A 26,590-nucleotide genomic window follows, 5' to 3' on the forward strand; every position below is an offset into this window, starting at 1 on the left:
CGGCGGCCTATCTCGACATGGGGCCTTCTACGGCAAGGCCGTAGCCATCCAGGACGAGTTGTGGGCGGAACGGCACGCGGGGGATCTCCGATGCGGAGCACTCCCCGGCTGAGTTGCACCTTTGACCTCAACCTTGGTTTAGGTACAACACTCGGTGTATGGAGACCACAAACACCAGCACCATTCTCTTTCGCAACACCATGCGCATCACGGACGGCCACCTCGACGGCTTCCGGCGCGCCATCGCGCAGGCGGTGGCATTCGCTCAAGAGCACGGCCCCCAGCTCATGGTCGACGTCTTCATCGACGAGGAACGGATGCTGGCGCACAGCTTCCAGCTCTACCGCGACTCCGATGCCATCCGCGCCCACTGGCGGCTGTCGGATCCGTACATTCGCGAGGTGATGGAGCACTGCACCGTGCAGCACTTCGAGATATTCGGTGCACCGGACCACGACATCGTGACGGCCCTCAAGACCCCCGACGGCGCATCCTTAACCTTCGCCATCTCGCCCCGCCTCGTCGGCTTCAACCGTCTCGAGACGCCTGGCCGGAGCGAATCACCCTGACTTGTCGGACGAGCAGTAGTCGTTGATCGGGCCGGTGATCACGGCGTGGAGAGACCGGCGCCGCTCGGTCAGCGGCTCACCGGGGCTCCCCGAGCCCGTCAGCCCGCCCCACGGCCGCGCCGCACGATCTCGCAGCGCGTGCCAGGGCTGGACACGGGCGGGATCCGCGCCCGGGACGCCCGGTCCGGTGGCCGTGCTCGCCCCGCGGGCCAGCGTGGAAGGGGTCCGCACCCGAGAAGGCACTCACCGGGGTGGCTCCCCGTGCCCGACCGGGCCGCCCCCCCCACGACGAGTACGTCCGGTGCGTCACTGAACTGCACGCGCCGATCACGAGGTACCTGGTGCTGCCAGATGCAGTATCTGGTGGTGGCGGTGATGTCGGATCAGAGCGGTGGACTGGCCGGGCGCCGTGACCGTCACAGGGCTCCGGCGTCCCGGGCCGTCCAGACGCTCGGATAGATCGGCCGGAAGCCGAGCTCCCGGCGGATCCGCTGGTTGGACATGATTCCGAGCCACGGGTCGGGGTCCGTGAGCTCGTGGAGCCCGGCGGGCACCTCGACGCCGTTGAGCTGGTACAGCTCGACCGTCGTGACGGGGGCGTCATCGGCGATGTTGTAGATCCGGCCGGCGATGCCCGGTGCGTAGAGCAGGCGCATCAGGCCCTGGGCGACGTCCGCGTGGTGGGCCATCTGCAGGCGCTGGTGCGGCGCCCAGCCAGCGGCCCAGTGGAGGGAGTCGGCGAGGTGCGGGTCACCCTCGCCGTAGACGAAGGGGAGCCGTCCGATGCGTACGTCCACGCTGTCGAGTGCGAGCAGTTCGCGCTCGGCCTCGGCCTTGGACGCAGGGTAGGCGCCCCACATCGCGCCGCCCGGTCGGCTCTCGTCCTCCTCGGTCAGCGGGCGGCCCCGTCCGACGCCGTACACGTTGCCCGTGCTGACCTGCACGAACCGCTTCACTCCCTGGGCCTGCGCGGCGCGGCCCAGGGCCACCGCGGCGTCCCGGTTGACGGCCCACGCCTCCTCGTCCGGCACCCCGCGGAAGGAGGCGGCGACGTTCACGACGGCGTCCACGCCGGCGAGCGCCTTGCCGAGGGTCTCCTCGTCGCGCATGTCTCCTACGGCGACCTGAGCGCCCAGCTCCGCGAAGTGCTCGCCTTGGGCCGCGTCCCGCACCAGGACTCGCACCTGCTCGCCCGGCTGCCGCTGGGCCAGCAGCCTCGGCACGAAGCGGCGTCCGACCTGTCCCGTCGTACCGGTCACCAATGTCAGCATGATCTGCTCCTTGCGTACTGTGTCGCCAGTGATCGGTGACCAGCCTCGAACGACGCGGGGACGAGCGGGAGAGACCTCTCCATCAGGGGATCGGAAGTCCCTGGATAAGTCGCCCGGCCTCCCGCACCCTGGAGAAGTGAACCGAGCCGAACTCGCCGACTTCCTGCGCCGCGCCCGCGCCCGCCTGGCCCCCTCCGACGTGGGCCTCACGGCAGGCGCCCGCCGCCGTACGCCGGGGCTGCGCCGCGAGGAGGTGGCCCAGCTGGCCGGCATGTCCGTGGACTACTACACGCGGCTGGAACAGTCCCGGGGCCCGCGCCCGTCGCGCCAGATGCTCACCGCGCTGGCCCGCGCCCTGCGCCTGAGCGAGGACGAACGCGACCACCTCTTCCACCTCACCGGTGAGGAGCCGCCGCGCCGGGAGGCGACCGGCACGCACGTGCGCCCGGGCCTGCTCCTGGTGCTGGACCGGCTGCACGACGTCCCTGCGATGGTGGTGACCGACTGCGGCGAGGTCCTGGCCCAGAACGCGCTGTCGCGGGCGCTGAGCGGAGACGTCCTCGCCCGCCCGCCCCGAGGACGCAACATGATCCGCCGCTTCTTCCTGGACCCGGCGGCCCAGGAGCTGTTCCCGCCAGAGGACCGCCCGGAGCGCGCCCGCGAGCAGGTCGCCGGCCTGCGAGCCGTGGCCTCGGCCCGCCCCACGGACCCCGAACCGGCCGCCCTCGTCGCCGAACTGCACGCCGCGAGCGAGGAGTTCGCCCGCCTCTGGGACGAACACGAGGTCGCTGTACGCCGCGCCTCCAGGAAGCGCTTCCGGCACTCTGTGATCGGCATCCTGGAGCTCGACTGTGAGGTCCTCGTCAACTCCGACCACAACCAGCAGCTCGTGATTCACACGGCCCGCCCGGGCACGGACTCGTACGAGCGCTTGCAGTTGCTGCGGGTGGTGGGCTTGCAGGACCTGACGTCGACGGGCTCCTGACCACGTGCGCGCCTTCAGTTCGCTCCCAGTCACCGCACGTCGCCCACGGGGCGGACAGGCGGCGGGCGGCGAACAAGGACTCGAGCGCGGCCCTGCGCCGCTGGTACGGCCGGCTGCTCCAGCGCCCTGCCCGTGAACTGCCGTGCGCGGGCCGCGCACCCTCCACTACATACCGTCCTCCCTGCTGACCCGGGCGGCGCGGACCGCGACGACGATGAGAGACGCGGGGTTGCCGAGGCCGGGATGTGCCCGGGTCGTGTGTCGGCAGGGTCGTCGCTGCCCACCGGGCCCAGTCGCCCGCCGGCCTCACTGCTGACCTGACCCGGCCGGTGAAGGGTCAGCGAGCGGTGCCGGCCTTGACGGCTTTCGTGGCGAAGTAGCCGGAGAGCCAGCCGGCGGTGGCCTCCGAGTGGTGCGGCGCCTCGGCGAAGCCGGTGATGGCGAAACCCGCCGCGATCTGCCCGCCGATCTGCTCGGTGAGCGTGTGGCTGTACTCCACCGGCGCGTCGAGGCCCCACAGCCGTTCCCGCTCGGCGGGTTCCAGGTGGGTGAGGTCGCTGTAGGGCAGACGGTGGCGCACCACCAGCGCGCCGCGCGCCTCCAGGGCCTCCGCGTCGAAGAGGTAGACGTCCGGATTGAGGAAGCCGGACAGCAGCGTTCCGCCGGGGCGCAGCACGCGGTGGCACTCGCGCCAGACCGGCGCCAGCTCCGGGATGAACAGGTTGGAGACCGGGTGGACGACGAGGTCGAACGAGGCGTCGGGGAACGCGCTCAGGTCCCGCGCGTCGCCGAGCACGGTGCGTAGGTCGAGCCCTTCCCGCGCTGCGACCATCTCGTCCTGCGCCAGCTGGCGGGGCGAGTTGTCGAAGACGGTCACCCGCGCGCCCGCCGCGGCCAGGACCGGACCCTGCTGCCCGCCGCCGGAAGCCAGGCAGAGGACGTCGCGACCGGCGATGTCCGGCGGGAACCACGTCGGGTCGACCGGCTCGTACCCGATCAGGACGATGGACCACTGTCCGGCCCGCGCCTTCGCGATCACCTCGGGGCCGACCGGGCGTGACCACTCGTTGCCCTTCTCCACCTCACGGTCCCAGGCGAGGCGGTTGTGCGCGACGGGGTCGACGGGATTCTGGCTCATACGTCGTACTTTAGTAGCGCCCTGTCGGGCTCTGGCTCTGTTTTTGGCACGGGGCCATCGAGGCGCGGGTGGGAGGTCCAAGCCTGCATTCGGGCTTTCTTCCCGTTCGTTGCTGGGCGGTGCGGGTGGCTCCATTGCCCGATGGCCGTACCTCAAGCACAGCCTGGCTGCCGACGCTCCGGAGCAGTTACGGATGCTCAGGAGCAGTTACGGAATAAATGGATCTCACGAAAAAGGAGATGCGCTTCAACCGAGCTGCCGTGTACTCTTCCGCGGTGGATACGACTGGAAAACCGCTCTTTTGTGACATCGGCCTGGCTGAGCGGATCGAGCGGGCCGAAGTGCAGCTCGTCACGAAGGGAAGTGCGGCCGCGCATCGCCGCAATGGAGACGGCGGGGGTTTTCTGAAGCCGCTCGCGGGAGGCGTGGCTGCCTTCGCCGAGCATGCCTCACCGCTCAACAAGGTCGCCGGGCTCGGATTCGGCGGCATGCCGGATGACGGCCTGCTCGACGAAGTCGAGCAGGCATTTGCGGACCGGGGCGCACCCGTGCAGGTGGAGTTGGCCCATGTGGCTGATCCGGCCATCGGTGCAGCGCTGACAGAGCGCGGCTACCGGCTCACATCGTACGAGAACGTGCTCGGCTTCCCGCTGTCCGCGGTGCACGAGCGCTTCGCGCCCGAAGGGATCGAGATCAGGCCCAGTGGCGAGGAGGAGTTCGAAGACTGGCTGGAAGTCGTCGCTGACGGCTTCGCGCACCCGGACACGCAAGGCGTCCCCTCTCATGAGGAGTTCCCGCGTGAGGTGATCGCGGCGGCGGTCCGTGATCTGGTGGGCGCTGCCGGAATGAGGCGGTACAGCGCGGTGTGCAACGGTGCGGTCGTGGGAGGAGCGAGTGTCCGCATGACCGACGGGATTGCCCAGATGACCGGAGCGGCCACAGCGCCGGCTCACAGACGCCGAGGCATTCAGACCGCCCTTTTGGCTGTCCGGCTCGCCGAAGCCGCCGCAGCAGGGTGTGATGTCGCCGTCGTTACCACGCAACCAGGTTCAAAATCGCAGGAGAACGTACAGCGCCAGGGATTCCATCTGCTCTACACGCGCGCCGTACTCGTGAAACAAACCTGAGCCAACGTAAAAGGATACCCTCGGTTGTAACCGACCTACCTTTACCGGGTGCGACCCGGCACTGGAATGCGAACACCGGGCGCCGCAAAACAAAGGCCGAATGCCAGGGCCCCTGCTTGGCGACGAGGACAGTGGCTGTGGTGGCCCATCAGGTCCGAGGGTGCGGATGAAGCTCCTGGGGATGGTCTGAGCGGTCTTGAGGCCGGTGAAGTCGAGGTCGTCCTGGACGATTGAGGTCGAGGCTGACGCCGTTCTCTCGACGGCCGAGCGTGAGGGTGGCGCGGCCGTCCCTTGGAGCCCCACCGACGTGCGCCCGGTTGCGCACCGCAAATGCACGTCATCCGTACGCCTTTGGTATGTGCCTGGCTCCCCGCTGCAGCAGCTGCGAGGCCGTCCGCGAGCAGTGGTGTGGGACGAGTAAGTCGCGCCTGTGATCGATGAGTTTCCGACGACGTATCACTCCACCATGATCGACCACCCGAGGATTTTCGAAGACGACCCGGTCGACCGGCTTGGGCAAAGCGGAGTCGACAGCCGGCAACGACGACGTCTGTCAGGATTTTTCGACGGTTGTAGATGCCGGAGGGGTTGACGGAGTGGATCAGGAGGGCTTGGGTGGAAGCACCGCTTTCGTAGCGAGGCGTCCTACGAGCCAGATCGTGCGTTCGAGGAACTGGCCGGCTGTTCGCGATGCGGGTACGACGCGCAGCTCACCACCGCCAGAATGCCTGACACAGGGGAGAACGCAGTGCGTTGCACCAACAGCTCGAAAAGGAACCTGATGTCCGCGGCCGCAGTCTGCGTGATGCTGGCAGCCTCACTGTTCGGCGGCGGAGGAGTCGCGTCGGCAACCGACCCCGCTGATGCCCCGCCTGGTTACGCCGGACCCTTCTCGTACTGCAAGGGCAGTGAATACGAAGCCATCGGCATCAACGGTACGTCCGCCGCGTACATCGGGGTCTGGCGATCACCCGAAGGCAGCGGCACCTTGTGCGCGATGACCATGGACCGCATGGACGGCTTCCACCACATGGAGGTCCGCATTCGCCGTGATGGTTGGCAAACTTCCTGGTACGACAACGGCTACTACGACAGGTACGCCGGAGCCATCTACGTTGCCGATGCATGGAAGTATTGCGCGTATATTTCCGGATGGGTCGAGATAAATGGCGTCAAGCATTACGGCGGCGAGACTGTCTGCGGCTGACACGTGGGGTGGTACGCCGTCTTGCAGTCCGATACCTTCACCTGCTCCAGGACCACAATGAGCCCAGGCGGTGTCGTAGCTGCCGGGCTTGAGGTGGAAGCACAGGCGGGCCCCGTGGGCGGGGGCGGATCAGTGGGAGTCCAAGGCTCCGGCCATCGAAGCGCGCTTCCCGTCCAGGCGGTGCCGCAGGAGCGAGTCCGCCCTCGGGGCGAGTAGGTGCGGCAGATTTGAGGGAGCAGGGAGACACCTGATTCGTCGAAACGATCCAGGAACGTGTATCCACGGCCTCTTTGATGAGCGGCCACTCGTGCGCGATGCAGCGGGCGCTCTCCAGTTCGTCCCGCTCGACTGCCCCGCTCGGGCCGTTGCAGGCTTCGTTCGGGAGCGGCGTCTCGCATGCGGAAATCGCGAGGCGGTGGAGCGCGTGCCGAGACTATGCGGCGCAGGCGGCGGGTGCGGGAGCAAGGCGGTGCTTCGGGCCTACGGAGACGCGTAGCCACCGGACGCCCACCCAAGCTGGACGACACCCAGGTCGAGATGGTCCGCGCCGCGTTGGAACAAGGTGCCCAGGCTCGTGGTTCGGCTGCCCGAACACGACGCGCCTCGGCCAACAGAGACCCAGACAAAGGGGGAAGCGCGGACGGACCGGCAACCGAAGAGCGAGGTCGATAAGCCACCCCTGCAGCCTCCCACCCACACGACCACCGCACCGAACCTTACGGCTGAGATGATCTCGCGGTGTCTGGTGAGGTCACGACGTCGATGTCGTCTCGGACAGCCCCGTCTGACCACCGCCCGGGCCTCACTGATCTGCAGCCCGTGGCTCGCTGGCACCGGCCGGTGAGTCCGGCTTCGGTGACGGCACGGGCTCCCGGTGCCGAAAGCATCGTCCGTGGTGACGCTTGAAGTTGCCGCACGCGGGCATAGGTCGCAACGCTTGATCCCTGCCCGACGCGCCCGTGGGGGGCGCTCGTACGTGAGGACGACATGCGTATGCGACGCATCCGGCTCAGAGCCATGCTCGGTGCCTTACTTCTGGCCCTGTTCGCCCTCGTCGGCGCCGCGCCCGGTGCCGCGGCGGCTGCACGGACCGCCCCGAGCACAACCCTGCCGTTCGAGTACCACGCCGACATGGCCGTCGACAGCGTGCACCAGCGGCTGTACATAGCCGACATCGTGACCGGCTCCGTCGTGGTCACCGACTTCGACGGCCGCATCATTCGGACACTGACCGGCCTGCCGGGCGCCGCCGACCTTGTGTTGAGCCCCGACGCCCGCACGCTGTACGTGGCCCTCAGCAGAGGCGATGCCATCGCCGCCGTGAACACCGCCACTTACCGGACGACGGCGCGCTACGCCACCGGCGCGGGCACCGCCCCCCTGCGCATGGCCTTGGCGGGTGGAACCCTCTGGTTCTCCTACGGTGACCAGTGGGAGAGCAACCTCGGCTCGCTCACCCTGGGCACCCGCCCACGGGTGAAACTGGCCCACCTTCCGGAAGGCACCTGGCCCGGGCCGCCGATGCTGCTGTCCGCCCCCAATGCGCCGGGTCTGGTGATCGCCGCCGACCAGCACTCGACCGCCGGCACGGTCACCGTGTATGACGTGACCTCCGGCACCCCCGTCGTGCGCACCACGCAGAACAACCCGGGTGGCATCTCCGCTGTCCGTGACCTGGCCCTGTCGCCCGACGGGCGGACCCTGTTCGCCGTGAGCGGCGCGCCGTACCACCACTTGGCCTTCCGCCTCTCCGACTTGTCGGTGGAGCACGTCTATCCCACCGGCACCTATCCGGTCGCTGCTGCTGTCGCGCCCGACGGCACGGTGGCCGCAGGCATCGACAACTCCTACGGCCCCGACGTCTACCTCTTCGCCTCCGGCGCCGACGCGCCCTCCCAGGTTGTCGACCTGGATCCAGGCACCGCTCTGTACCTGCGCCCGCACGGGCTGGCCTGGTCCCCGGACGGCAGCCGGCTGTTCGCCCTGACCGGGCAATACGGCGTCGCGCTCAGCCTGCATGTGATCCACCACTGACCGCACGGGTACGCGGGGCGGGCGGCCGACACGCCGCCCGCCTCAGCACTCGACAACCGCCGACCCGGGCTGCCGGACAGCATTGCAGCGGGCCCGCTTTCGCGGGTCGGGGGGGCGGCGATGACGGGGACGTTGGCAAGTGTCACCGCGGTACCTCAGTACTTCGGCGGGCCGTGACGACGCTGAGGAGGGGGAGCGCGATGAGCAGCGCGACCGTGACGAGGAGTCCGCTCGCCCAGAGCGGTCCGAGGATCCCGGCTTCGGTGCCGAGCGTGGCCGCAGCCACAAGGGGGCCGACGGCGGCGCCTACGTTGAGTGCCGCCGTCGCGTAGGAACCGGCCATGGTGGGGGCTCCGGCGGCCTCGTAGAGGACCCGCGTAATCAGGGTGCTGCCCAGCGCGAACGACAGTGCGCCCTGCACGAATACGAGGGTGAGCAGGGCGGCCGGCTCGTCGGCCAGCACTGCCAGAGCCGGCCAGCCGATGAGCAGCAACGGACCGCCGACCGCGATGACCGGGCCGGGACTTCGGTCGGACAGCCGTCCGGCGGCGGTGACGCCCACGAAGGAACCGGCACCGAAGAGCACCAGAGCGACAGAGATCCACAACTCGCCCAGCCCGGCGCTGTCGGTCACCACGGGGGCGAGGAAGGTGAGGCTGCCGAAGGTGGCCGCGTTCACCAGCGCGCCGAGCAGCATCACCAGGAGCAGCCGCGGCCGGGTGAGTTGGGCGAGCTCCGTTCGCAACGCCGGCCTGCCGGTCGCCTCGTCCTCGCCACGTCCTGCCGGGACGCCTTTCAGGATGCCGAGAGCGGCCGGCAGGCAGAGCACGGCGACGGCCCAGAAGGTGGCTCGCCAGCCGAGTGCCGCGCCGAGGACCGACCCACCGGGGACACCGGCGATCGTGGCCACCGTCGTGCCCGACAGCAGCACGGCCAGCGCGCGTCCCTTTCTGTCGGGGGAGACCAGCCCGGCCGCAGCGGTCAGAGCGACGGCGAGGAACCCTGCGTTCGTGAGCGCGGCGACGACCCGGGTGGCGAACAGGAGGGGGAAGCTGGTGGTGACGGCGCCCGCTGCGTGAGCTGCCGCGAACACGAGGACGAAGCCGAGAAGGGCCGGGCGCCTCGGCCAGGTGCGGGCAAGCGCGGCCACCAGGGGAGCGCCGACGATCATGCCGATCGCGAAGCCCGAGGTGAGCGTGCCTGCTGTCCCGACGGTGACGTCGAGATCCGAGGCGATGTCCGGCAGAAGGCCGGCGAGCATGAACTCCGAGGTGCCCATGGCGAAGACCGCCAGGGCAAGCAGGTACAGCGGGAGAGGCATCGAGTGGCTCCGAGGTGAGGAGAGGCACGAGGAAACTCATCTCGTCACCGCGGCCGGCCCCGAGCGCACGCTCGTCCCACCGCGGAACGCGGCGTGACGACAGGGCTACGAGCTCAGTGGTGCAGGGGGCTGACGGCGTGACCGAAAGCCCCCACCTTGTCTGACTCAGGACTCGACATGTCCCGCACGCTACCCGACCGACGCCCGTCGAAGCATCCTGCTTTCACAGCCGTCGGCTTGCACCACCCCCTGTGTCATGCGTCGGCCTTGGGGAAGACGGACCGAGATCGAGGTGCGGGAGACGCCGTCCGATGACCGGCGCGCGGCCAACCCGACGGATCACGCCGGCCGGCTGGCCGACGTCCCTGCCCGCCCTCCGGCCCCTCCGCGTCCCTGCTGACTCCCTGACATCTGTCAGGACCGGACCCGGCGGCACTCTCCTAGCCTTCCGTCCACGAGCGGATCGGCCGCGCGGCACGGGTACAGCACCTCCGCGTACGTGGCAGAGACCGACCCGCCCATCTGCCGGCCTCAGCCCACCACTGACGACGGCTGCACGAAGAGGGGGGATACTTCATGCAATTTCACCTGCGGGCACGAGCCGTGGCACTGACCGTCGCCGCCGCGCTGGGAAGCCTGGGCCTGATCACGCCCACAGCCTCGGCGGGCGCCCAGCACCAGTGCACGCTCGAGACCAACGCCTACTACTGCTACAACGTCTACGCCGCGAAGGTCTACGACAAGTTCGACGGCACCGGCAAGGTCGTCGGTTACATGTACACGACGTACAGTTGGTTCAGTTGCCGCCTCGACCACGGCGGTTACGTGGGCGGCCCGCACCCCAACCGCTGGTTGTTGACCAAGGCGGACAACGGAGTGTGGGGATGGATGAAGGACACGTCCGTCAGCTCCGAGACCAACCCCCTGATCCCTTGCTCGCCCGGGTGACAGCAAGGGATCACGGCCGGCTCCGTCGCCATCGTTCACGGATGCCGATCCGGCATCGATCGTCCAACCGTCCCGAGGGGGAAACCAACATGATCCGTTCCGTGAGAGCCGCTGCCGCTGCCGTGGCGTCCACGGCCATCGCCGCCGCCGGCCTGGTCTTCGGCACGGCGGGCTCTGCCCACGCGACCGGACACGGCGAGGGCCTGTACGGTGTCTGGGCCTCCGGCGTCAACGTCCGTGCCGGCGGCGGGGAGCAGTGCTATCTGTACCCGTCCGCCGCCAACTGTCCCTCCGTGCAGACAACGGTGAGCAACCCGGCCAAGGTGTGGGTGTACTGCCAGCAGGAGGGCGCGCAGACCGTGGGCGGCAACCCCTACTGGGTGTGGGTGCTCACCCCGAGCGGTCACCGCGGTTACATGGCCAGCTACTACCTCGACAACGCCACCAACTGGATCGACGGCGTCGAGTACTGCTGACGCCGTGGCGACGTACATGGTCGAGAGAACGACCTGCTGAAGAACGCCTCCTCGCGGGCCGGTGCGCGCACCGGCCCGCGAGGAGGCGTTCCCGGCCGTGCCACGCTTCCGGCATCCGCGCGAACCACGACGGATCCGCCCACCCCATCGTCTGCACCGCCTGGTGGCAGCCAACATCTGCGCTCGCGCCGGCCATCCGCCGCGTGCCTGTGAGAGGACCCAGCATGGCCGATCAAATGGTCATCGAGGCACAGAAGTTCATCAACTCCTACAACGTCGGCGGAATCCCCAAGGTGGAGGAGAACGGCCGCACCGGCTGGGCCGTCATGTTCGCACTGACCCGGGCGCTTCAGTACGAACTGGGCATCACCGCCCTGTCCGACAGCTTCGGCCCCACCACGCTCGCCACCCTCCAGTCCCGCCACCCCGTCATCGACGCGGGCACCCGGCACGAGAAGATCCTCAAGATCGTGCAGTCGGCGCTGTACTGCAAGGGATACGACGGCGGCGGCATCGACGGCACCTACAACAGCCTGGTCGCAGCCTCGGTCCGCGAGCTGACGCAGAACATGGGCGTCGACGGAGCCTTGGCGGACGGTGTGACGCCGAAGGTCTTCAAGGCGTTGCTGACCATGGACGCCTACGTCGTCACCGAGGGTGGCAGCGAGCTGACCCGCGCGGTACAGCAGTGGATGAACGGCCGCTACGTCGGCCGCCGGAACTTCTTCATCGTCCCGTGCGACGGCCACTTCTCACGGGACGTGCAGAAGGCCCTCATGTTCGCGATCCAGTACGAGATCGGTATGAGCGATGACGTCGCGAACGGCGTCTTCGGCCCGGGCACCCAGCAGGGCATCAGGAACAACCTTCTGTCGGAGGGGTCGTCGGGCACGTGGGTGAGTCTCTTCACCGCCGCCATGATCTTCAACAAGCGAGGCGGGGTGTTCTTCTCCAGTCAGTTCGACGCGGATCTGGCCACCCGCGTACGCAGCTTCCAGAACTTCGTGAAGCTCCCGGTCACCGGCCGCGGCGACTTCCAGACCTGGGCCTCGCTGCTGGTGTCCACCGGTGACGCCACCCGCAAGGGGACTGCGGCGGACTGCGTCACCGAGGTCACCAACGAACGGGCGGTGGCGCTCAGGGACGCGGGGTACCAGATCGTGGGCCGCTACCTGTCGAACGTTCCCAACACCTCACTCGACAAGAAGATCAAGTCCGGTGAGCTGGGCCGGATGGCCGCGCACGGCCTGAGCTGCTTCCCGATCTACCAGACCTGGGGCGGGGAAGCGGCCTACTTCCGCCGTGAACAGGGCGTCGCCGACGCCTTCGCCGCCATCGAGCGGGCCAAGCACTACGGCTTCAAGCCGGGCACACGCATCTACTTCGCTGTGGACTTCGACGCGCTCGACTACGAGGTCACCGACAACATCCTTCCGCACTTCCGGGCGATCCGGGACGTGATGAACGAGCACGGCCAGGGGTACCTGACGGGTATCTACGGGCCCCGCAACGTGTGCAGTCGCGTCGCCGCCGCGGGATACACCTCGGCCAGTTTCGTCTGCGACATGTCCACGGGCTTCTCCGGGAACCTCGGGTATCCGCTGCCCAGTGACTGGGCGTTCGACCAGATCTCCACCATCTCGGTGGGGGCGGGCAGCGGCCTGATCGAGATCGACAACAACATCGTGTCCGGCCGTGACTCCGGCCAGAACACGTACAACCCCCAGCAGATCACCGCTGACCTGGACGTCAGTATGGACATGTCCAGACGGGACGCCCTGCTGGCGGACGTGCAGTCGTATCTCCTCAACTCCCTGGGCGTACCGGAGGAAGGCGGGGACGAGGGCGCCCAGTCCCTCACCTACCGGTCGACCACCAAGTCGTTCGACATCCTGATGAGCTTCGACGGGCTGGTCACCCGGCTCGCCCGCACCTTCAGAATGCGCAAGGCCCTCATCCAGAGCCCGCTGCTGTGGGAGACACGGATGTACAACAAGCTGGATGTCCTCGGTGACGAGGCGGTCATCGACCACTACGACGGGACCGGACTCAGCACCAAGAACGATGCCAGCACCGGCCTCGGGCAGATCTTCGCCGCCACCGCCATCCGCGGCCGCAACCACTGCATCCGGGCGGGCCTGATCGGCGGCACCATCATGGACGCGGCCAACGAGAACGACCTCTGGAACGTCTGGCAACGACTGCACAACGACCACGAGTACAACATCAGCACGATGCCCACGGTCCTGATCGAGGGAGCCGCCGATGTCGGCGTCCCACAGCCGTCCATGTCGACCAGTGAGGAGCACACCCGTCTGACACTGGCCCGCTACAACGGCACCGACGAACGAGCCCAGAACTACGGCAGGGCGATGCTCGGCCTTCACCAGGTCTTCGAGAAGTACAACGCGCCTCTGCGCGGCCTCTGAGGCGTCCATCGCCACCCATCGCAGTCCACACTCCCAGACAGGACGGGCATGACCATCGCATCCTCACCCCCCTCGCGCCGTGGCGTGCTGCGCACCGGCCTCGGCCTGACCACGGCGGCGGGCCTCACCACGCTCGCGATCCCCTCCTCCGCGTCCGCGTCCACACGGGCGGCGGCCGCGGACGGCCCGCCTGCACAACCCACGAGCGCCAACGGCTGGCCGATGGAACGACAGGCCGACACCGCGGGAGCCATCTGGACCCGAAAGGTGGCGGGCAGTTCCGTTTCCGTGGCCCTGCGCATCGGCGAAGCGGCGACCGTGCTCGTCCATGTCATCCGCCGCTACCACTACGAGATCGACACGCTCGTCGACGGTGAGGTGATCGGCTTCCGCCCTGCGGACGGCAAGCTGAAGGGTTACGCGACCAACCACGCTTCGGGGACCGCGGTCGCGATCCGCCCGACCTGGTACCCGGAGGGCGTCAAGGACGGTCTCTTTCCCCACCAACGGGCCACGCTCCGAGACATCCTCAAGGAATGCCAGGGCGTCGTGGCCTGGGGCGGAGACTTCCGGCGCCCGAACGAGTCACACTTCCAGATCGACGTGCCTCCCTCGGACGCCCGCCTGAAGCGACTCGCGGCCAGGATCCGCGGCTGGGATGCCGCACCCGGCCAGGGTGCGGGGACGCTCGCTCTGGGCGCTTGACGTCCCTGCAGCGCGACCGGTGCCGGCACCGATACCTTCCGGCCGGCACCGGGACCCTGGCCGCTGTACGCAGCGACTGGATCAGGTCGTTCGTGCCCTACTTGATGCGGTCGAGGAAGCCGAGCACCCGATGGGTGACCTGCATCGCGGCTTGTTCGTCGTAGGACGGCAGGCTGCTGTCGGTGAACAGGTGTCTGTCGCCGGGGTAGAGGAAGAGCTCGGCATCCGTCACCGTCTCGACGACCGCGCGGGCGGCGTCCGCATCGCCCTCTCCGACGAAGAACGGATCTGCGTCCATGCCGTGAATCTGAACAGGGACGTCTCGAGGCCAGGTGGTGCCGAACTCCGAGACCGGGACGCACGCCTCGAGCAACAGCGCACCCTTTGCACCGGGGCGAGTCTGGGCCAGCTTCTGCGCCGGCAGGACGCCGAGCGAGAAACCAACATAGATGAGATCCGCAGGCATTCCGTCGGCGGCGGCGGCTCCGCGTGCGGTGATGGTGTCGAACCCGACGCTCTGGGCATAGGCGGCGCCCTCCTCCAGACTGTCGAACACCTGCCCTTCGTACAGATCTGGAGCGTGGACGGTGTGTCCGGCCCGTCGCAACTGCTCGGCGAAACTGCGAACGCCGGCGGTCAGCCCGTGTCCATGGTGGAAGACCAGCACCTCAGCCATGATGCTCCCCTCGCGCTGCGATGCCCTGGCGGCGCCGCTGCACAAGTATGGGCCGCAGCACTGACATCGACGCGCCTCGGCCGGGCCTTCCTGTGCAGACCGATGCTCATCCCGGCGCGCTGGTCGGTCCGGGCCGCCCGCTGCGCCGGGCCGATCCCGGCTTCGCTCGTCCACCGCGAGGGCGCCGGCGTGAGGGTCGGGGCGCTGTGTGTGGTTCGAGATGCACGGGTGGCCGATCGCTGCCGGGTGGCTCGGCCACGATTCCGGCCGGTGTACCGACGCACCACGCGCACGCGGGTCATCCCGCGGCGCCCGCAGCGGGATGAGGCTCCTCGCCCGGCATCGGCTCAGCCGGACTCGCGTAGCCGCAGTGTGGCTTTGACCGTCGCTTCGTCATGGCTGAGCGGTCCGCTGCGGGCCAGCAGTCGTCCGGCCTGCTCGACGGCCAGTGCGCCGAGTTCGCGCGTGTCCATTGCCACGGTGGTCAGAGCGGGCTCGACGAGGGTGCCGAGTTGGAGGCCGTCGAAGCCGATGACCGCCAGGTCCTCCGGAACCCGACGCCCGAGGCTGCGCGCGGCGCGCAGTGCCCCGATGGCGATGATGTCGTTGAACGTGAACACGGCGGTCACGTCGGGGTGGTCGGTGAGGAGCGCACGCAGCGCGTGTCGTCCTCCCTCGACGCTCTGTTCGGCACGGCTGACCGCAGCGGGTTCCAGGCCGCAGGCGGCCATGGAGGCGGTGTACCAGTGGTAGCGGATGCTGGGTTCGGAGCGTGCGGCATGGTCGAGCATGCCGATGCGGCGGTGTCCTGCGTCGGCCAAGTGCCGGATCGCGTCGTGGACGCCCGCCTCACCGTCGATCCTGATGGCGTTGAACCGCTCGGCGCGGTGCTCACGGCCGATGAGTACGACAGGCAGCCCGCGGAGCAGCTTGTCGATCTCGTCCTCGGGCAGACTGAGGTAGCCCACGACGGCGTCCACCTGTGAGGCGATCACCTCCAGCGTGCCCCTTTCCTCCTCCGCGCGGTCGCCGGTGTCGTAGACGACGACGTGCCAGCCACGCTTGCGCGCGGCCTCCAGTGCCGCGGCGGCGACCTCGGTGAAGAAGGGGTTGAGCAGGTCGGGGATCACCAGACCGACGCTTATGGAGTCCTGGCGTACGAGCCCCCGGGCGAAGCGGCTGGGCCGATAGCCCAGCTCCTGGGCCGCGTCCAGTACGCGCTGCTTTGTGGAGGCGTCGATCTCGCCCTTGTCGTTCAGCGCCCGTGACACGGTCTGCCGTGATACGCCGACGGCCCGCGCCACATCGTCGATGGTCACCCTGCGTGGACCGCCCGCAGACGACGCCATCACTCACCCCTGTCCGTTCGGTGCCACTCCAGAGCCTTGACTCTTGTCCGCACATAAGCGCAAACTCTGAATCGTTTAGCTCCCGTGAGCGCTCACGTTACCGCTCACGGCCGTTGGTTCCAACCCGCCCAGGCATCCGCCGCCAGTCGTTCTCTGGGAACGGAAAACATGAGCAACACAGTTACGCGCACGCGTCTCGCCGCCCTTGCCACAGCCGCCGGTATCGCCGCGCTCCTCGCCGGCTGTTCCTCCTCGCCCACGGGCTCGGACAACGCCTCCGCAGCGTCGTGTGCCCCGGCCAAGGGGAAGGTCGTCCTTCAGTACTGGAACACCGTTCCCGGCATGGACAAGGTCGTCGCGCTGTGGAACCGGAAGAACCCGAACATCCAGGTCGAGACGAAGAACATCTCCAACGACCAGTACGGGATCCTCGGCAACGCCCTCAAGGCGGGCAAGGCGCCCGACCTGGCGCAGGTCGGCTACGACCAGCTGCCCAGCCTGCGCACGCAGAGCGCCTTCGTCGATGCTTCCGGCTGCAAGAGCGCCATCGCCGCCAAGTCCAAGTTCGTCCCCTGGACCTGGTCGCAGACCAGCTTCGGCGGAACCGGAGTGTTCGCGCTGCCGCAGGACACCGGCCCGATGGCGCTGTTCGTACGCAGTGACCTCTTCAAGAAGCACGGCGTCGCGATCCCCAGGACCTGGGCCGAATACGCCACCGCTGCGCAGAAGCTGCACAAGGCGGACCCCAAGCTGGACATCACGTTCTTCGACCCGAACAACGCCGAGTGGTTCAACGGCCTGCTCTGGCAGAACAACGCAAAGATGTACGGCTACGCAGGCGACAAGTGGCACGTGACCGTCGACTCGGAGCAGAGCAAGCAGGTCGCCGACTACTGGCAGAAACTGATCTCCGACAAGCTGGTGCGCACCGACCTGGCCCATGGTTCCACGCAGATGTACGCCGCGTACCAGAAGGACCAGATCGCCAGCTACGTCGGCGCCGCCTGGGGCTACAGCATGTTCCGCGACAACCTGCCCAAGCAGGCGGGCAAATGGTCGATCGTGCCCATGCCGACATGGGGCTCGAACGACTCCTCGGGCAACTGGGGCGGCTCGACCGTGGCGTTCATGAAGGGCAGCAGGCACCTGTACGAGTCGGTGAAGTTCAACACCTGGCTCAACAGCGACCCCGAAGCCCTCGCGATGGAGAACGAGCTCGGCGGTCTCTACCCCGCTGCGCACGCGGGGCTCCGACTGCCCGCCCTGTCCAAGGGCGTTCCGTACTACGGCAACGAGAAGATCTTCGATGTCTTCGCCGACTCGTCCCGGAAGATCGACACCAGCTTCGCCTGGGGCCCGACCCAGAAGACGGTGAACCTGGCCCTGCAGGACGCGATGGCCAAGGCCACGGCCGGGGACGGGACCCTCAAGGACGCTCTCGCCAAGGCGCAGGCGACCGCACTGCAGTCCATGAAGGACCAGGCCATCCCGGCCGCAGCGGGCAAGTGACCTCGGCATGACCGACATCGCCACCCAGGCCGGCCACACCCTCCGTGCGGTGCACCCGCCCAAGAGCCCTCGCCGCCTCAGCGGCGGCCCGCGGGCCGGGACCGTCCTCGCCTTCGTGACCCCCTTCTTCCTGCCGTTCGTGCTGTTCTACCTGGTGCCGGTCGGCTACGCGCTCTGGCAGAGCTTCCGTGTCGTGCGGCGCACCGGTGGCCAGTACGGCACCTCCTACACGACCTTCGGCGGTTTCGAGCAGTACGGGCAGGTCTTCCAGAACAGCGAGTTCTGGGCCAGCATCGGCCGCATCGGGCTGTTCGGCATCGTCCAGGTACCGGTCATGCTGTTCACCGCGCTGATCATCGCGCTGCTGCTGGACACCCCCCTGCTGCGGTTCAAGGCCTTCTTCCGCATCACTGCCTTCATGCCCTACGCGGTGCCCGGTGTGATCGCCGCGATCATGTGGTCGTACCTGTACTCGCCGCAGCTGAGCCCGGTCGTCGAACTCCTCGGGGGCATCGGCGTCGAGGCGGACTTCCTCGGTCCGGGCGCGGTGCTGTGGTCGGCGGCCAACGTCTCCACGTGGCTGTGGACCGGCTACAACATGCTGATCATGTACTCGGCGCTGCAGTCCATTCCGCAGGAGCTGTATGAGGCGGCCCGCATCGACGGTGCGACCAACTGGACGATCGCCTGGCGCATCAAAGTGCCGATCATCCTCCCGTCGATCGTCCTGACCACGGTCTTCTCGATCATCGGCACGCTCCAGCTGTACGCCGAGCCGGCCGTGCTGCGCCAGATCTCCTCACACATCTCCAGCACGTTCACGCCGAACATGCTGGCCTATGCGGTGGCGTCCGGAAACAACTACCAGCAGGCCGCGGCCATTTCGGTGGTCATCGCGGTCATCACGTTCGTCCTGAGCTTCGGCTTCATGCGACTGACCTCGAAGAGGGCGGGGCTGTGAGCACGCGATCCACGATGCGGGAAAGCCGTGTCAGCCGCACGGCAGTGATGGCGCTGATGCTGCTGCTGGCCGTCTACTTCCTGCTGCCGGTCTACTTCCTGATCGTCGCCGCGACCAAGCCGCAAGGTGACCTCGCCTCCACCAACGGGCTGGCCTTCTCGCACTTCAACCTGTTCGAGAACCTGCGCATCCTGTTCACCCGAAGTGACGGCATTTTCGGCCGGTGGGCGCTCAACACGATCCTCTACGCGGTGCTGGGCGCCGCGGTGGGGACGCTGATCTCCGCGTTGTGCGGGTACGCCCTGGCCACATTCCCCTTCCGGGGGCGGGAGTTCCTGTTCTCGGTGATCCTCGGCGGTGTCCTCGTCCCCACGACCGCGCTCGCTCTTCCGCTGTTCTTGCTGTTCTCGGCGACCGGACTCGTCAACACCTATCTCGCGGTCTTCCTGCCCAGCATCGTCAGTCCCTTCGGCGTCTACCTCGCACGCATCTTCACCAACGCCGCAGTCCCGCAGGAACTGATCGAATCGGCGCGGCTGGACGGCGCGGGCGAGTTCCGCACCTTCTTCTCGGTGGCCCTGAAGTTGATGACGCCCGCCCTGGTGACCGTCTTCCTGTTCCAGTTCGTGGCCATCTGGAACAACTTCTTCCTGCCGATGGTGATGCTGCAGAAGGAATCGCTCTTCCCCCTCACGCTCGGCCTGTACCAGTGGAACGGCCAGACGGCACGCGCCCCCCTGCTGCAGCAGTCCGTGATCACCGGTTCCCTGGTGTCGATCGTGCCGGTGATCATCGTCTTCGTCCTGCTGCAACGGTTCTGGCGTTCGGGACTCGCCGCCGGATCGCTCAAGTGACAGCACACCCCACCGCCCGCCCCGCACACAGAAGGTCCCCGACGATGCCCGACTCCGCCGTGTTCGTGCCCCACTTCCATTGGGACCGGGAGTGGTACGAGCCGTTCCAGGTCTTCCGGCACCGGCTCGTCCAGGCCCTCGACACCGTCCTGGAGACGGCCGAGACCGATCCGGACTTCCGGTTCACCGTCGATGGGCAGATGGCCGCCGTCGAGGACTACCTGGAGATGCGCCCCGAGAACCGGGACCGGCTCGCGGCGCTGGTCCGCGAGGGACGTCTCGCCGTGGGCCCCTGGCTCATCCTCCTCGACGAATTCCTCTGCTCCGGCGAGACCATCGTGCGCAACCTGCGGATGGGATGGGCAGCCGCTGAACGCCTGGGCGGCGCGATGCCGATCGGCTACCTGCCCGACATGTTCGGCCACGTCGCACAGATGCCCCAGATCCTGGCTCGCGCCGGCATCGAACACGCGGCGCTGTGGCGGGGCGTGCCCGGCACCGTCGACGGCCACGCCTTCCGCTGGCGCGCCCCCGACGGCTCGGAGGTCCGCACCGAGTTCCTTTTCGACGGCTACGACAACGGCCTCGACGTCCTTCTCGTGCCCGACCGGATCGGCACCGCGCTCGGCGAGTATGCGGAGATGACAGCCCGGCGGTGGGGCGGTGACCCGGTGCTGGCCATGGCCGGCACCGATCACAGCGCCCCCGATCCGCGCCTGGCGTCCTGGCTCCGGCGGGCCGCCGAGGAGGGTCGTGCCATCACCGTCGCGACGCTCGACGAATACATCCGCCAGCACGTGCGGGACGAAGTGAGCGCCGTCGTCACCGGTGAACTGCGCAGCCACGTGCGCGGGAACATCCTGCCCGGCGTGCTGTCGGTGCGGCTCGGCCTCAAGCAGCGGATGGCGCTCGCCGAACGCACCGTCGACCACGCCGAGCGCATGAACGCGATGTGCTCCGCGCGGGACGACTCCGCATTCCTCACCCTCGCCTGGCACAAGATCGTCGAATCGACGGCACACGACTCGGTGGTGGGCTCCGGCACCGACGAGACCTGCGAACAGGTCGCCGCGCGCCTCGCCGAGGCCGCCCAGACGGCCCGTGCGGTGCGGGACGCCGCGCTCGCCGGGCCCGCCGCCCTGGTGCCCGCGGACGGACACCTGGTCGTGAACCCGCTGACGTCGGCGCGTACCGCGCTGGTCGAGGTGGACGTCGTGGCGCCCGTCGAAGGATCGGTCCTGGTCGCACGCTCGGCCGAGGGGTCCGCGCAGCCCGTGCAGCTGGTCTCCGAGGCCCCGACCGTGCTCAGCGACGAGCGCATGGACGCCTCGCAGCTGGAGCGGGTACTGCGCCGCATCCACCGCCGCGAGCTGTTCGGCCGGCTCATCGACCGGTACGAGCTCACCCCCCACTCGCTCGTCTTCCACCTCGCCGAAGTCCCCACCAGCGGTCCTTTCGACCTCATGGTGCTGCGTCGGGACGTCGCCGCCGCAGCCGCCGCACACCCGGGCGAGTGGCAGGTGCGGACGCTGACGCAGGCCCGCGCCAGCGCGCTGGTCCCGGTGCGCGTCCCGGCCCTCGGCCTGACGAGCTTCCGCGTCGAGGCGAGCGAGCCGTCCGCCGCCCCGGACACGCCGGTCGTCCCCGCCACCGCCACGTCGCGCACCCTGACCAACGGACTGGTCGAGGTCGAAGTCGCCTCCGACGGGACCCTGGACGTGACCGGTCCCGACGGGACGATCCTGTACGGCGTCGGCCGACTCGTCGACGGCGGTGACCGGGGCGACAGCTACAACTACGCACCCCCGGCCGCCGACGTCCTCGTGTCCGAACCCGTTCGGGTCGTCGTCGACGTCCTCGAAAGCGGTCCGCTGCGCGCCCGACTGCGCGTCACGCGCGTCTTCGCATGGCCGGCCGGCCTGTCCAGCGATCGTGACGTGCGCAGCGAACAGAACGTGCCGACACCGGTGGAGATGCTCGTGGAGGTACGCACCGGGGAACCGTTCATCCGTGTCTCCACCTCGTTCCTCAACCGCTGCGCCGACCACCGGCTGCGCCTGCACGTGCCGCTGCCCGAGCGTGTGAACAGCTCCGCGGCCGCCGGGCAGTTCGCCGTCACCGATCGTGGTCTCACCGCTGAGGGCGGCTGGGGCGAGTACCCCCTGCCGACCTTCCCCGCCAGTACCTTCGTGTCGGCGGGCCCGGCCACCGTGCTGCTCGACCACTCCACCGAGTACGAAGTGGTGGAGGACGGGGCCGCCCTCGCCATCACCCTGCTGCGCGCCATCGGCTCGATCAGTGTCAACATCCACCCGCTGCGTGACGAACCCGCGGCGAGCGAGATCCCCGCGCCCGGGGCGCAGGAACTCGGCATGCGCATCGAGCACCGCTTTGCCGTCGTCCCCGCGGCAGCAGGCTGGCAGGGCGCCCACGCCGTCGGCCTCGCCGACGAGTTCCGCAACGAGGTGCTCGTCGCCCGCGGAAGCGGACCCGCCGGCGGACAGCTGCCGCCTGCCGCGACCGGGATCCAGGTCGACGGTGAGGACATCCACGTCTCGTGCGTCCGTCGCGTCGCCGACGACACCCTCGGCGCGGGCACCGAGATCCGCCTGACCTGCATGCGCGACACCGCGTCCGTGGCCCGGCTCACCGGGGCGTTCACCGAGGCCACCACGGTTGACCTGCTCGGCAGAGTCCTCGCACCCGTACCCGTGGCGCGCGACGGCCTGGAACTCTCCCTCGGCCCCTGGGAGATCCGGACCCTCGTGCTCAGGTGACCGTCAAGTCCCCCACCCCACACGCCTGTTGCCAGCAGAAAGTTGTCACTCTTGCCTTCCGAGCTCACCGACCTCGTGTCGGACGTCACGCCGGGGCGTGGCGCACTCCGCCCGGCCCGCTCCTGGCTCCACTCCGACGCCCCCTCCCTGTCCCTGAACGGCTCCTGGCGGTTCCGGCTGTCCCCGACGGCGTCGGTGACGGAGGACTTTGCCGTCGAGGACTTCGACGACCACGACTGGGAGGACATGGCGGTGCCCTCGCACTGGGTGCTCGAGGGTGACGGTGCCTATGGCCGGCCGATCTACACCAACGTCCAGTTCCCGTTCCCGATGGATCCGCCACACGTCCCCGACGAGAACCCGACCGGGGACTACCGGCGCGTCTTCGAGCTGCCCGCAGGGTGGACGGACGCGGAGCGGGTCGTGCTGCGCTTCGACGGTGTCGAGTCACTGTTCCGGGTGTGGGTGAACGGGGTGGAGATCGGCAGCGCCAGTGGCAGCCGTCTCGCCCACGAGTTCGACGTGACGTCGTCGGTGCGTCCGGGGGACAACGTCGTCGCCGTGCGAGTGCACCAGTGGTCGGCGGCGAGCTACGTCGAGGACCAGGACCAGTGGTGGCTTCCCGGCATCTTCCGCGACGTCACCCTCCTCGCCCGCCCTGCGGCCGGCATCGATGACGTCTGGCTGCGGACCGGGTTCGACTCCGGTCGCGGGCACATCGACCCCGAGGTGGTCGCCGACGCTGCGGCCTTCCCGATCACGCTGCGCATCCCCGAACTCGGCGTCGAACAGGTATGGGCCACGAAAGACGACGTCGCGCCCCTGGACATCCCCGAGGTCACGCCCTGGTCGGCCGAGCGCCCCCACCTCTACCGGGCCACGGTGTCCAATGCGGCCGAGACCCTTTCCCTGAGCGTGGGCTTCCGCACCGTCGAGATCCGGGGCGATCAGTTCCTGGTCAACGGCAGGCGCGTCGTCTTCCACGGCGTGAACCGCCACGAGACACACCCCGAGCGCGGTCGCGTCTTCGACGAGCAACACGCCCGCGAGGACCTCGCCCTCATGAAGCGGTTCAACGTCAACGCCATCCGCACCAGCCACTACCCGCCCCACCCACGGTTGCTCGACCTCGCCGACGAGCTCGGCTTCTGGGTCGTTCTCGAATGCGACCTGGAGACGCACGGATTTCACAAGGTCGACTGGAAGGGCAATCCCAGCGACGACCCGGCGTGGCGCGAGGCGTATCTCGACCGCATCCGGCGCACCGTGGAACGGGACAAGAACCACCCGAGCATCGTGCTCTGGTCGCTCGGCAACGAGGCGGGCACCGGCAGCAACCTGGCCGCCATGTCCTCCTGGGTCCACTCCCGCGACGCCGGCCGGCCCGTGCACTACGAGGGCGATCATGCCGGTGAGTACACGGACGTCTACTCCCGCATGTACGCGTCCGTGCCGGAGACCGAGGCGATCGGCACCGACGGCTCTCGGGTGCCGCTGCTCGGCTGCACCCCTGCGCAGGGAGCACGGCAGCGCACGAAACCGTTCCTGCTCTGCGAGTACGCCCATGCCATGGGTAACGGTCCTGGCGCTTTCGACCAGTACGAGGAGCTGGTACGTGCGCACCCCAGACTGCACGGCGGGTTCGTGTGGGAGTGGCGTGACCACGGCATCCTGGCGAGGACCGCGGACGGCAGGCCGTTCTACGCCTACGGCGGTGACTTCGGTGAAGCCGTGCACGACGGCAACTTCGTGATGGACGGCATGGTGCTCAGCGACGGCACGCCCACGCCGAGCCTGCACGAGTTCAAGGCGGTCGTGCAGCCCGTCATGTTCTCCTTCGAGGCGGACAAGGTCGCCGTCACGAATCTGCGGCACTCGGCCGACACCTCGGACCTGCGGTTCCGATGGCGTGTCGAGCACGACGGCAGGGTCGTGGAGTCGGGCGAGCTGGAGGTCCCCGTCACCGCGGCGGGAGTGTCGGGGCGGGTGCCGCTGCCGCCGGTCACCGTCGCCCCGGACGCCGAAACATGGCTCACCGTCGAGGCGGTCCTGGCCGCGGAGACCGCCTGGGCTCCGCAAGGGCACGTGGTGGCGACGGCCCAGGTCGACCGCTCGGTCCGCCGTCGCGTCCCCGCCGCACGGACCCGACCCGAGTGGCGGGCGGGCACCGGAACCCTGGCCCTGGGCGTGGCGGACTTCGTCGGCGGGTCGTTGGTCCGCCTGGCCGACCGTGCCGCGTCGGGTCCACGGCTGGAGCTGTTCCGGGCACCGACCGACAACGACGAGGGCGCCTCCGACGAGGTCGAGCACAGCGACGCCGCCGTGCCGGGCGTCTCGAACGCCGAACTGTGGCGGCGTGAGGGACTGCACCGGCTGACGACGCGGCGCGTGCGTGTCGAACAGGCCGCGGACGCCCTGCGCACCGTCGACAAAGTCTCGGCGGCGAACTCCGCCCTGTTCGTCATGGTGGAGTGCGTCTGGACGCTCGACGGGGGAGAGCTCGAACTGCGCGCGCAGATCGAGCCGTCAAGCGGCTGGCCGACAGTGTGGCCACGGGTCGGAATCCGCTTCGACCTGCCCGACGGAACACAGCCCATCGACGGCGCCGAGTGGTTCGGGCTGGGCCCTCTGGAGTCGTATCCCGACAGCATCCGGGCGGCACGCACCGGCCGCTTCTCCGCCTCCGTCCGCGACCTGTCGGTCGACTACGCCCGCCCCCAGGAGACAGGGCACCGTTCCGCACTGCGCGAGCTGTCGCTGACGAGTGGCGGCATGGAGGTGCTGCACCTCGTCGCGCTGCCCGACACCCGTGGGCGTCGGCCCGGTTTCGTCCTCAGCCGGCACACGCCCCAGGAGATCGCCGCAGCCGATCACCCCCATGAACTCCCCGCGTCCGTCGCGACGCACCTTCACATCGACGCGGCCCAGCACGGACTGGGCTCGCGGGCCTGCGGTCCGGATGTCTGGCCGGACTTCGCCCTGCGCCCGGAGGCGTACACGCTCCGGCTGCAGATCAGCGGACCGAGGTGAACCCGCCGGTCAGATGACGCGCCCGGCGACAGCGGTGCCCGCCGGAACGGCATTTCGGCTCGGCATTCCACGGATCGGGCGCGGCACCCGGCGGCCGGCAAGTTGACCGAGGCGCAGTGTGGCACCGAGCGCGGCGCAGCCGTGGCCTGAGGGTCAGCTTCCGTTGGACAGGGTGAGGCCCAGCCGGAGCTGGCTGTCCGCGGTCGCCAGGATCGTCTCGCGGACGTCCCGGGGCTCCCAGCCCAGTACGGATCGGGCCTTCTCGTTGCTGATCACAGGGATCCGGCCGTGCAGGGCTGCGGCGTCCCGCAGGGCAGGCGTGGTCCTCGCCGCTTCCTGCACCTGCTCGACCGTGAGTTCAACGGAGGGCAGGAGATCGGCGGCCGTGGGGAAGTGCTCGCGCAGGATCTGCGCCATGCCGAAGAGGCTCACCGATGGTCCGCCCACGGCGAGGAAGCGCTCGCCTGCGGCCTTCGGGTGCACCATGGCGCGCAGGTGCAGATCCACGACGTCGCGTACGTCGACGACGCCGAAATACATGATCGGCACCACCGGCATCCGTCCGGCCAGCATGTTTCCGACCAGGCCGACGGAGGCGGACGGTCGGTCGCTGAGCTGGGGGCCGAAGATGCCGGTCGGGTTGATGACGGTCAGTTCCATGTCTCCATGGGCACGGACGTAGTCCCAGGCCGCACGCTCGGCCAGCACCTTCGACTTGTGATAGGCGGGCAGGCCCTCGGTGTCCGGGTCGGTCCAGTCGGCCTCCGAGTAGTGGTTGTCGGGCTTGAGGGTGTAACCGACCGCAGCGTACGAGGACGTCATCACGACCCGAGGGACGCCGGCGTCGCGGGCCGCGGAGATGACGCGCAGCGCACCGTCGCGGGCGGGAAGGATGACGTCGTCCTCCTTCTCGGGCGGGGTGGTCGGAAAGGGCGATGCGTGGTGCAGTACGTGGCTGACCCCCTCCATGGCGTCCTGCCAGCCGCGGTCGGAGGAGAGGTCGGCGACGGCGAACTCCAGCCGCCCGGACGGGTCGACCTCCGCCTGCCGGAGTGCGGCCACGACGTCGGCCTGCTGCCCGGGCTCCCGGACCGTCACCCGGGTCCGATACCCCTCACGTACCAGCCGGGCGACCGAGTGGCTGCCGACGAACCCGGTAGCACCCGTGACAAGTACCGTCCCGTGGTGCGACGGAGAGACGGTGGAATCTGCAGTGCTCAATGT

The 26,590-nt window shown here is 68.8% G+C and carries 20 protein-coding genes; 14 read left to right on the forward strand and 6 right to left on the reverse strand.

The window, feature by feature from the left end; translation table 11 throughout:
• The first annotated feature begins 158 nt into the window (after nucleotides 1–158).
• Nucleotides 159–569 (forward strand): hypothetical protein, encoded by a 411-nt coding sequence (locus tag ACIGAQ_RS29115; protein ID WP_399787930.1) that lies wholly within the window; start codon nucleotides 159–161, stop codon nucleotides 567–569.
• A 416-nt stretch (nucleotides 570–985) separates the two neighbouring features.
• Here the strand turns inward: ACIGAQ_RS29115 and ACIGAQ_RS29120 are convergent, their stop codons facing one another.
• Nucleotides 986–1,840, reverse strand: a complete 855-nt coding sequence (locus ACIGAQ_RS29120; RefSeq protein WP_399787933.1) for an NAD-dependent epimerase/dehydratase family protein — start codon at nucleotides 1,838–1,840, stop codon at nucleotides 986–988.
• Nucleotides 1,841–1,976: 136 nt separating this feature from the next.
• Between ACIGAQ_RS29120 and ACIGAQ_RS29125 the strand changes: the two genes are divergently transcribed.
• Nucleotides 1,977–2,825, forward strand: coding sequence for a helix-turn-helix transcriptional regulator (locus tag ACIGAQ_RS29125; RefSeq protein WP_399787936.1), 849 nt, complete (start codon nucleotides 1,977–1,979; stop codon nucleotides 2,823–2,825).
• Between the two features lie 337 nt (nucleotides 2,826–3,162).
• On the opposite strand, the gene ACIGAQ_RS29130 is transcribed toward ACIGAQ_RS29125, so the two are convergent.
• Nucleotides 3,163–3,963, reverse strand: coding sequence for a class I SAM-dependent methyltransferase (locus tag ACIGAQ_RS29130; RefSeq protein WP_399787939.1), 801 nt, complete (start codon nucleotides 3,961–3,963; stop codon nucleotides 3,163–3,165).
• Nucleotides 3,964–4,181: 218 nt separating this feature from the next.
• On the opposite strand from ACIGAQ_RS29130, the gene ACIGAQ_RS29135 reads away from it, so the two are divergent.
• The 3 genes from ACIGAQ_RS29135 to ACIGAQ_RS29145 all read left to right on the forward strand — a co-directional run bounded on the left by ACIGAQ_RS29135 (nucleotide 4,182) and on the right by ACIGAQ_RS29145 (nucleotide 8,331).
• Entirely contained in the window at nucleotides 4,182–5,090 is a 909-nt protein-coding gene (locus tag ACIGAQ_RS29135) for a GNAT family N-acetyltransferase (protein WP_399787941.1), read from the forward strand.
• Between the two features lie 781 nt (nucleotides 5,091–5,871).
• Nucleotides 5,872–6,297, forward strand: a complete 426-nt coding sequence (locus tag ACIGAQ_RS29140) for a hypothetical protein (RefSeq protein WP_362283605.1) — start codon at nucleotides 5,872–5,874, stop codon at nucleotides 6,295–6,297.
• Nucleotides 6,298–7,290: 993 nt separating this feature from the next.
• A complete protein-coding gene (locus ACIGAQ_RS29145; protein WP_399787945.1) occupies nucleotides 7,291–8,331 on the forward strand; it encodes a YncE family protein in 1,041 nt (346 codons plus the stop codon).
• A gap of 142 nt (nucleotides 8,332–8,473) precedes the next feature.
• Here the strand turns inward: ACIGAQ_RS29145 and ACIGAQ_RS29150 are convergent, their stop codons facing one another.
• Entirely contained in the window at nucleotides 8,474–9,652 is a 1,179-nt protein-coding gene (locus tag ACIGAQ_RS29150) for a Cmx/CmrA family chloramphenicol efflux MFS transporter (RefSeq protein WP_399787948.1), read from the reverse strand.
• 576 nt (nucleotides 9,653–10,228) lie between these two features.
• Here ACIGAQ_RS29150 and ACIGAQ_RS29155 point away from each other — a divergent pair.
• The 4 genes from ACIGAQ_RS29155 to ACIGAQ_RS29170 all read left to right on the forward strand — a co-directional run bounded on the left by ACIGAQ_RS29155 (nucleotide 10,229) and on the right by ACIGAQ_RS29170 (nucleotide 14,210).
• On the forward strand, nucleotides 10,229–10,600 hold the full coding sequence (locus ACIGAQ_RS29155) for a hypothetical protein (RefSeq protein ID WP_399787951.1): 372 nt from the start codon (nucleotides 10,229–10,231) through the stop codon (nucleotides 10,598–10,600).
• A gap of 101 nt (nucleotides 10,601–10,701) precedes the next feature.
• Nucleotides 10,702–11,076 (forward strand): hypothetical protein, encoded by a 375-nt coding sequence (locus ACIGAQ_RS29160; protein ID WP_362283617.1) that lies wholly within the window; start codon nucleotides 10,702–10,704, stop codon nucleotides 11,074–11,076.
• 224 nt (nucleotides 11,077–11,300) lie between these two features.
• Nucleotides 11,301–13,505, forward strand: coding sequence for a glycoside hydrolase domain-containing protein (locus tag ACIGAQ_RS29165; protein ID WP_399787954.1), 2,205 nt, complete (start codon nucleotides 11,301–11,303; stop codon nucleotides 13,503–13,505).
• Between the two features lie 48 nt (nucleotides 13,506–13,553).
• Nucleotides 13,554–14,210 carry a hypothetical protein gene (locus tag ACIGAQ_RS29170; RefSeq protein WP_399787956.1) on the forward strand — a complete coding sequence of 219 codons (657 nt, stop codon included), beginning with the start codon at nucleotides 13,554–13,556 and terminating at the stop codon, nucleotides 14,208–14,210.
• A 97-nt stretch (nucleotides 14,211–14,307) separates the two neighbouring features.
• On the opposite strand, the gene ACIGAQ_RS29175 is transcribed toward ACIGAQ_RS29170, so the two are convergent.
• Both ACIGAQ_RS29175 and ACIGAQ_RS29180 read right to left on the reverse strand, forming a co-directional pair.
• On the reverse strand, nucleotides 14,308–14,886 hold the full coding sequence (locus ACIGAQ_RS29175; RefSeq protein WP_399787959.1) for a dienelactone hydrolase family protein: 579 nt from the start codon (nucleotides 14,884–14,886) through the stop codon (nucleotides 14,308–14,310).
• 347 nt (nucleotides 14,887–15,233) lie between these two features.
• A complete protein-coding gene (locus ACIGAQ_RS29180) occupies nucleotides 15,234–16,235 on the reverse strand; it encodes a LacI family DNA-binding transcriptional regulator (protein WP_399787962.1) in 1,002 nt (333 codons plus the stop codon).
• Nucleotides 16,236–16,403: 168 nt separating this feature from the next.
• On the opposite strand from ACIGAQ_RS29180, the gene ACIGAQ_RS29185 reads away from it, so the two are divergent.
• Genes ACIGAQ_RS29185 through ACIGAQ_RS29205 form a run of 5 tightly spaced genes read left to right on the forward strand, consistent with a single transcriptional unit; the run spans nucleotide 16,404 to nucleotide 25,366 of the window.
• Nucleotides 16,404–17,744, forward strand: coding sequence for an ABC transporter substrate-binding protein (locus tag ACIGAQ_RS29185; RefSeq protein ID WP_399787965.1), 1,341 nt, complete (start codon nucleotides 16,404–16,406; stop codon nucleotides 17,742–17,744).
• Between the two features lie 7 nt (nucleotides 17,745–17,751).
• Entirely contained in the window at nucleotides 17,752–18,705 is a 954-nt protein-coding gene (locus ACIGAQ_RS29190; protein ID WP_399787968.1) for a carbohydrate ABC transporter permease, read from the forward strand.
• 47 nt (nucleotides 18,706–18,752) lie between these two features.
• Nucleotides 18,753–19,559, forward strand: a complete 807-nt coding sequence (locus ACIGAQ_RS29195; protein WP_399788458.1) for a carbohydrate ABC transporter permease — start codon at nucleotides 18,753–18,755, stop codon at nucleotides 19,557–19,559.
• Nucleotides 19,560–19,603: 44 nt separating this feature from the next.
• A complete protein-coding gene (locus tag ACIGAQ_RS29200; RefSeq protein WP_399787971.1) occupies nucleotides 19,604–22,336 on the forward strand; it encodes an alpha-mannosidase in 2,733 nt (910 codons plus the stop codon).
• Between the two features lie 51 nt (nucleotides 22,337–22,387).
• On the forward strand, nucleotides 22,388–25,366 hold the full coding sequence (locus tag ACIGAQ_RS29205) for a glycoside hydrolase family 2 TIM barrel-domain containing protein (RefSeq protein WP_399787974.1): 2,979 nt from the start codon (nucleotides 22,388–22,390) through the stop codon (nucleotides 25,364–25,366).
• 153 nt (nucleotides 25,367–25,519) lie between these two features.
• Here the strand turns inward: ACIGAQ_RS29205 and ACIGAQ_RS29210 are convergent, their stop codons facing one another.
• Nucleotides 25,520–26,587 carry an NAD-dependent epimerase/dehydratase family protein gene (locus tag ACIGAQ_RS29210; RefSeq protein ID WP_399787977.1) on the reverse strand — a complete coding sequence of 356 codons (1,068 nt, stop codon included), beginning with the start codon at nucleotides 26,585–26,587 and terminating at the stop codon, nucleotides 25,520–25,522.
• Between the last annotated feature and the right edge of the window lie 3 nt (nucleotides 26,588–26,590).

Source organism: Streptomyces sp. NPDC085932, assembly GCF_044540525.1.
GTDB lineage: Bacteria > Actinomycetota > Actinomycetes > Streptomycetales > Streptomycetaceae > Streptomyces > Streptomyces levis.

What these genes read in the sequence shown, in the direction of transcription:
- ACIGAQ_RS29155 (WP_399787951.1), top strand. Translation starts at nt 10,229, where the DNA reads ATGCAATTTCACCTGCGGGCACGAGCCGTGGCACTGACCGTCGCCGCC.
- ACIGAQ_RS29150 (WP_399787948.1), bottom strand. Translation starts at nt 9,652, where the DNA reads ATGCCTCTCCCGCTGTACCTGCTTGCCCTGGCGGTCTTCGCCATGGGC.
- ACIGAQ_RS29135 (WP_399787941.1), top strand. Translation starts at nt 4,182, where the DNA reads ATGGATCTCACGAAAAAGGAGATGCGCTTCAACCGAGCTGCCGTGTAC.
- ACIGAQ_RS29185 (WP_399787965.1), top strand. Translation starts at nt 16,404, where the DNA reads ATGAGCAACACAGTTACGCGCACGCGTCTCGCCGCCCTTGCCACAGCC.
- ACIGAQ_RS29145 (WP_399787945.1), top strand. Translation starts at nt 7,291, where the DNA reads ATGCGACGCATCCGGCTCAGAGCCATGCTCGGTGCCTTACTTCTGGCC.
- ACIGAQ_RS29190 (WP_399787968.1), top strand. Translation starts at nt 17,752, where the DNA reads ATGACCGACATCGCCACCCAGGCCGGCCACACCCTCCGTGCGGTGCAC.
- ACIGAQ_RS29120 (WP_399787933.1), bottom strand. Translation starts at nt 1,840, where the DNA reads ATGCTGACATTGGTGACCGGTACGACGGGACAGGTCGGACGCCGCTTC.
- ACIGAQ_RS29175 (WP_399787959.1), bottom strand. Translation starts at nt 14,886, where the DNA reads ATGGCTGAGGTGCTGGTCTTCCACCATGGACACGGGCTGACCGCCGGC.
- ACIGAQ_RS29130 (WP_399787939.1), bottom strand. Translation starts at nt 3,963, where the DNA reads ATGAGCCAGAATCCCGTCGACCCCGTCGCGCACAACCGCCTCGCCTGG.
- ACIGAQ_RS29165 (WP_399787954.1), top strand. Translation starts at nt 11,301, where the DNA reads ATGGCCGATCAAATGGTCATCGAGGCACAGAAGTTCATCAACTCCTAC.
- ACIGAQ_RS29115 (WP_399787930.1), top strand. Translation starts at nt 159, where the DNA reads ATGGAGACCACAAACACCAGCACCATTCTCTTTCGCAACACCATGCGC.
- ACIGAQ_RS29200 (WP_399787971.1), top strand. Translation starts at nt 19,604, where the DNA reads ATGCCCGACTCCGCCGTGTTCGTGCCCCACTTCCATTGGGACCGGGAG.
- ACIGAQ_RS29140 (WP_362283605.1), top strand. Translation starts at nt 5,872, where the DNA reads ATGTCCGCGGCCGCAGTCTGCGTGATGCTGGCAGCCTCACTGTTCGGC.
- ACIGAQ_RS29180 (WP_399787962.1), bottom strand. Translation starts at nt 16,235, where the DNA reads ATGGCGTCGTCTGCGGGCGGTCCACGCAGGGTGACCATCGACGATGTG.
- ACIGAQ_RS29195 (WP_399788458.1), top strand. Translation starts at nt 18,753, where the DNA reads ATGGCGCTGATGCTGCTGCTGGCCGTCTACTTCCTGCTGCCGGTCTAC.
- ACIGAQ_RS29170 (WP_399787956.1), top strand. Translation starts at nt 13,554, where the DNA reads ATGACCATCGCATCCTCACCCCCCTCGCGCCGTGGCGTGCTGCGCACC.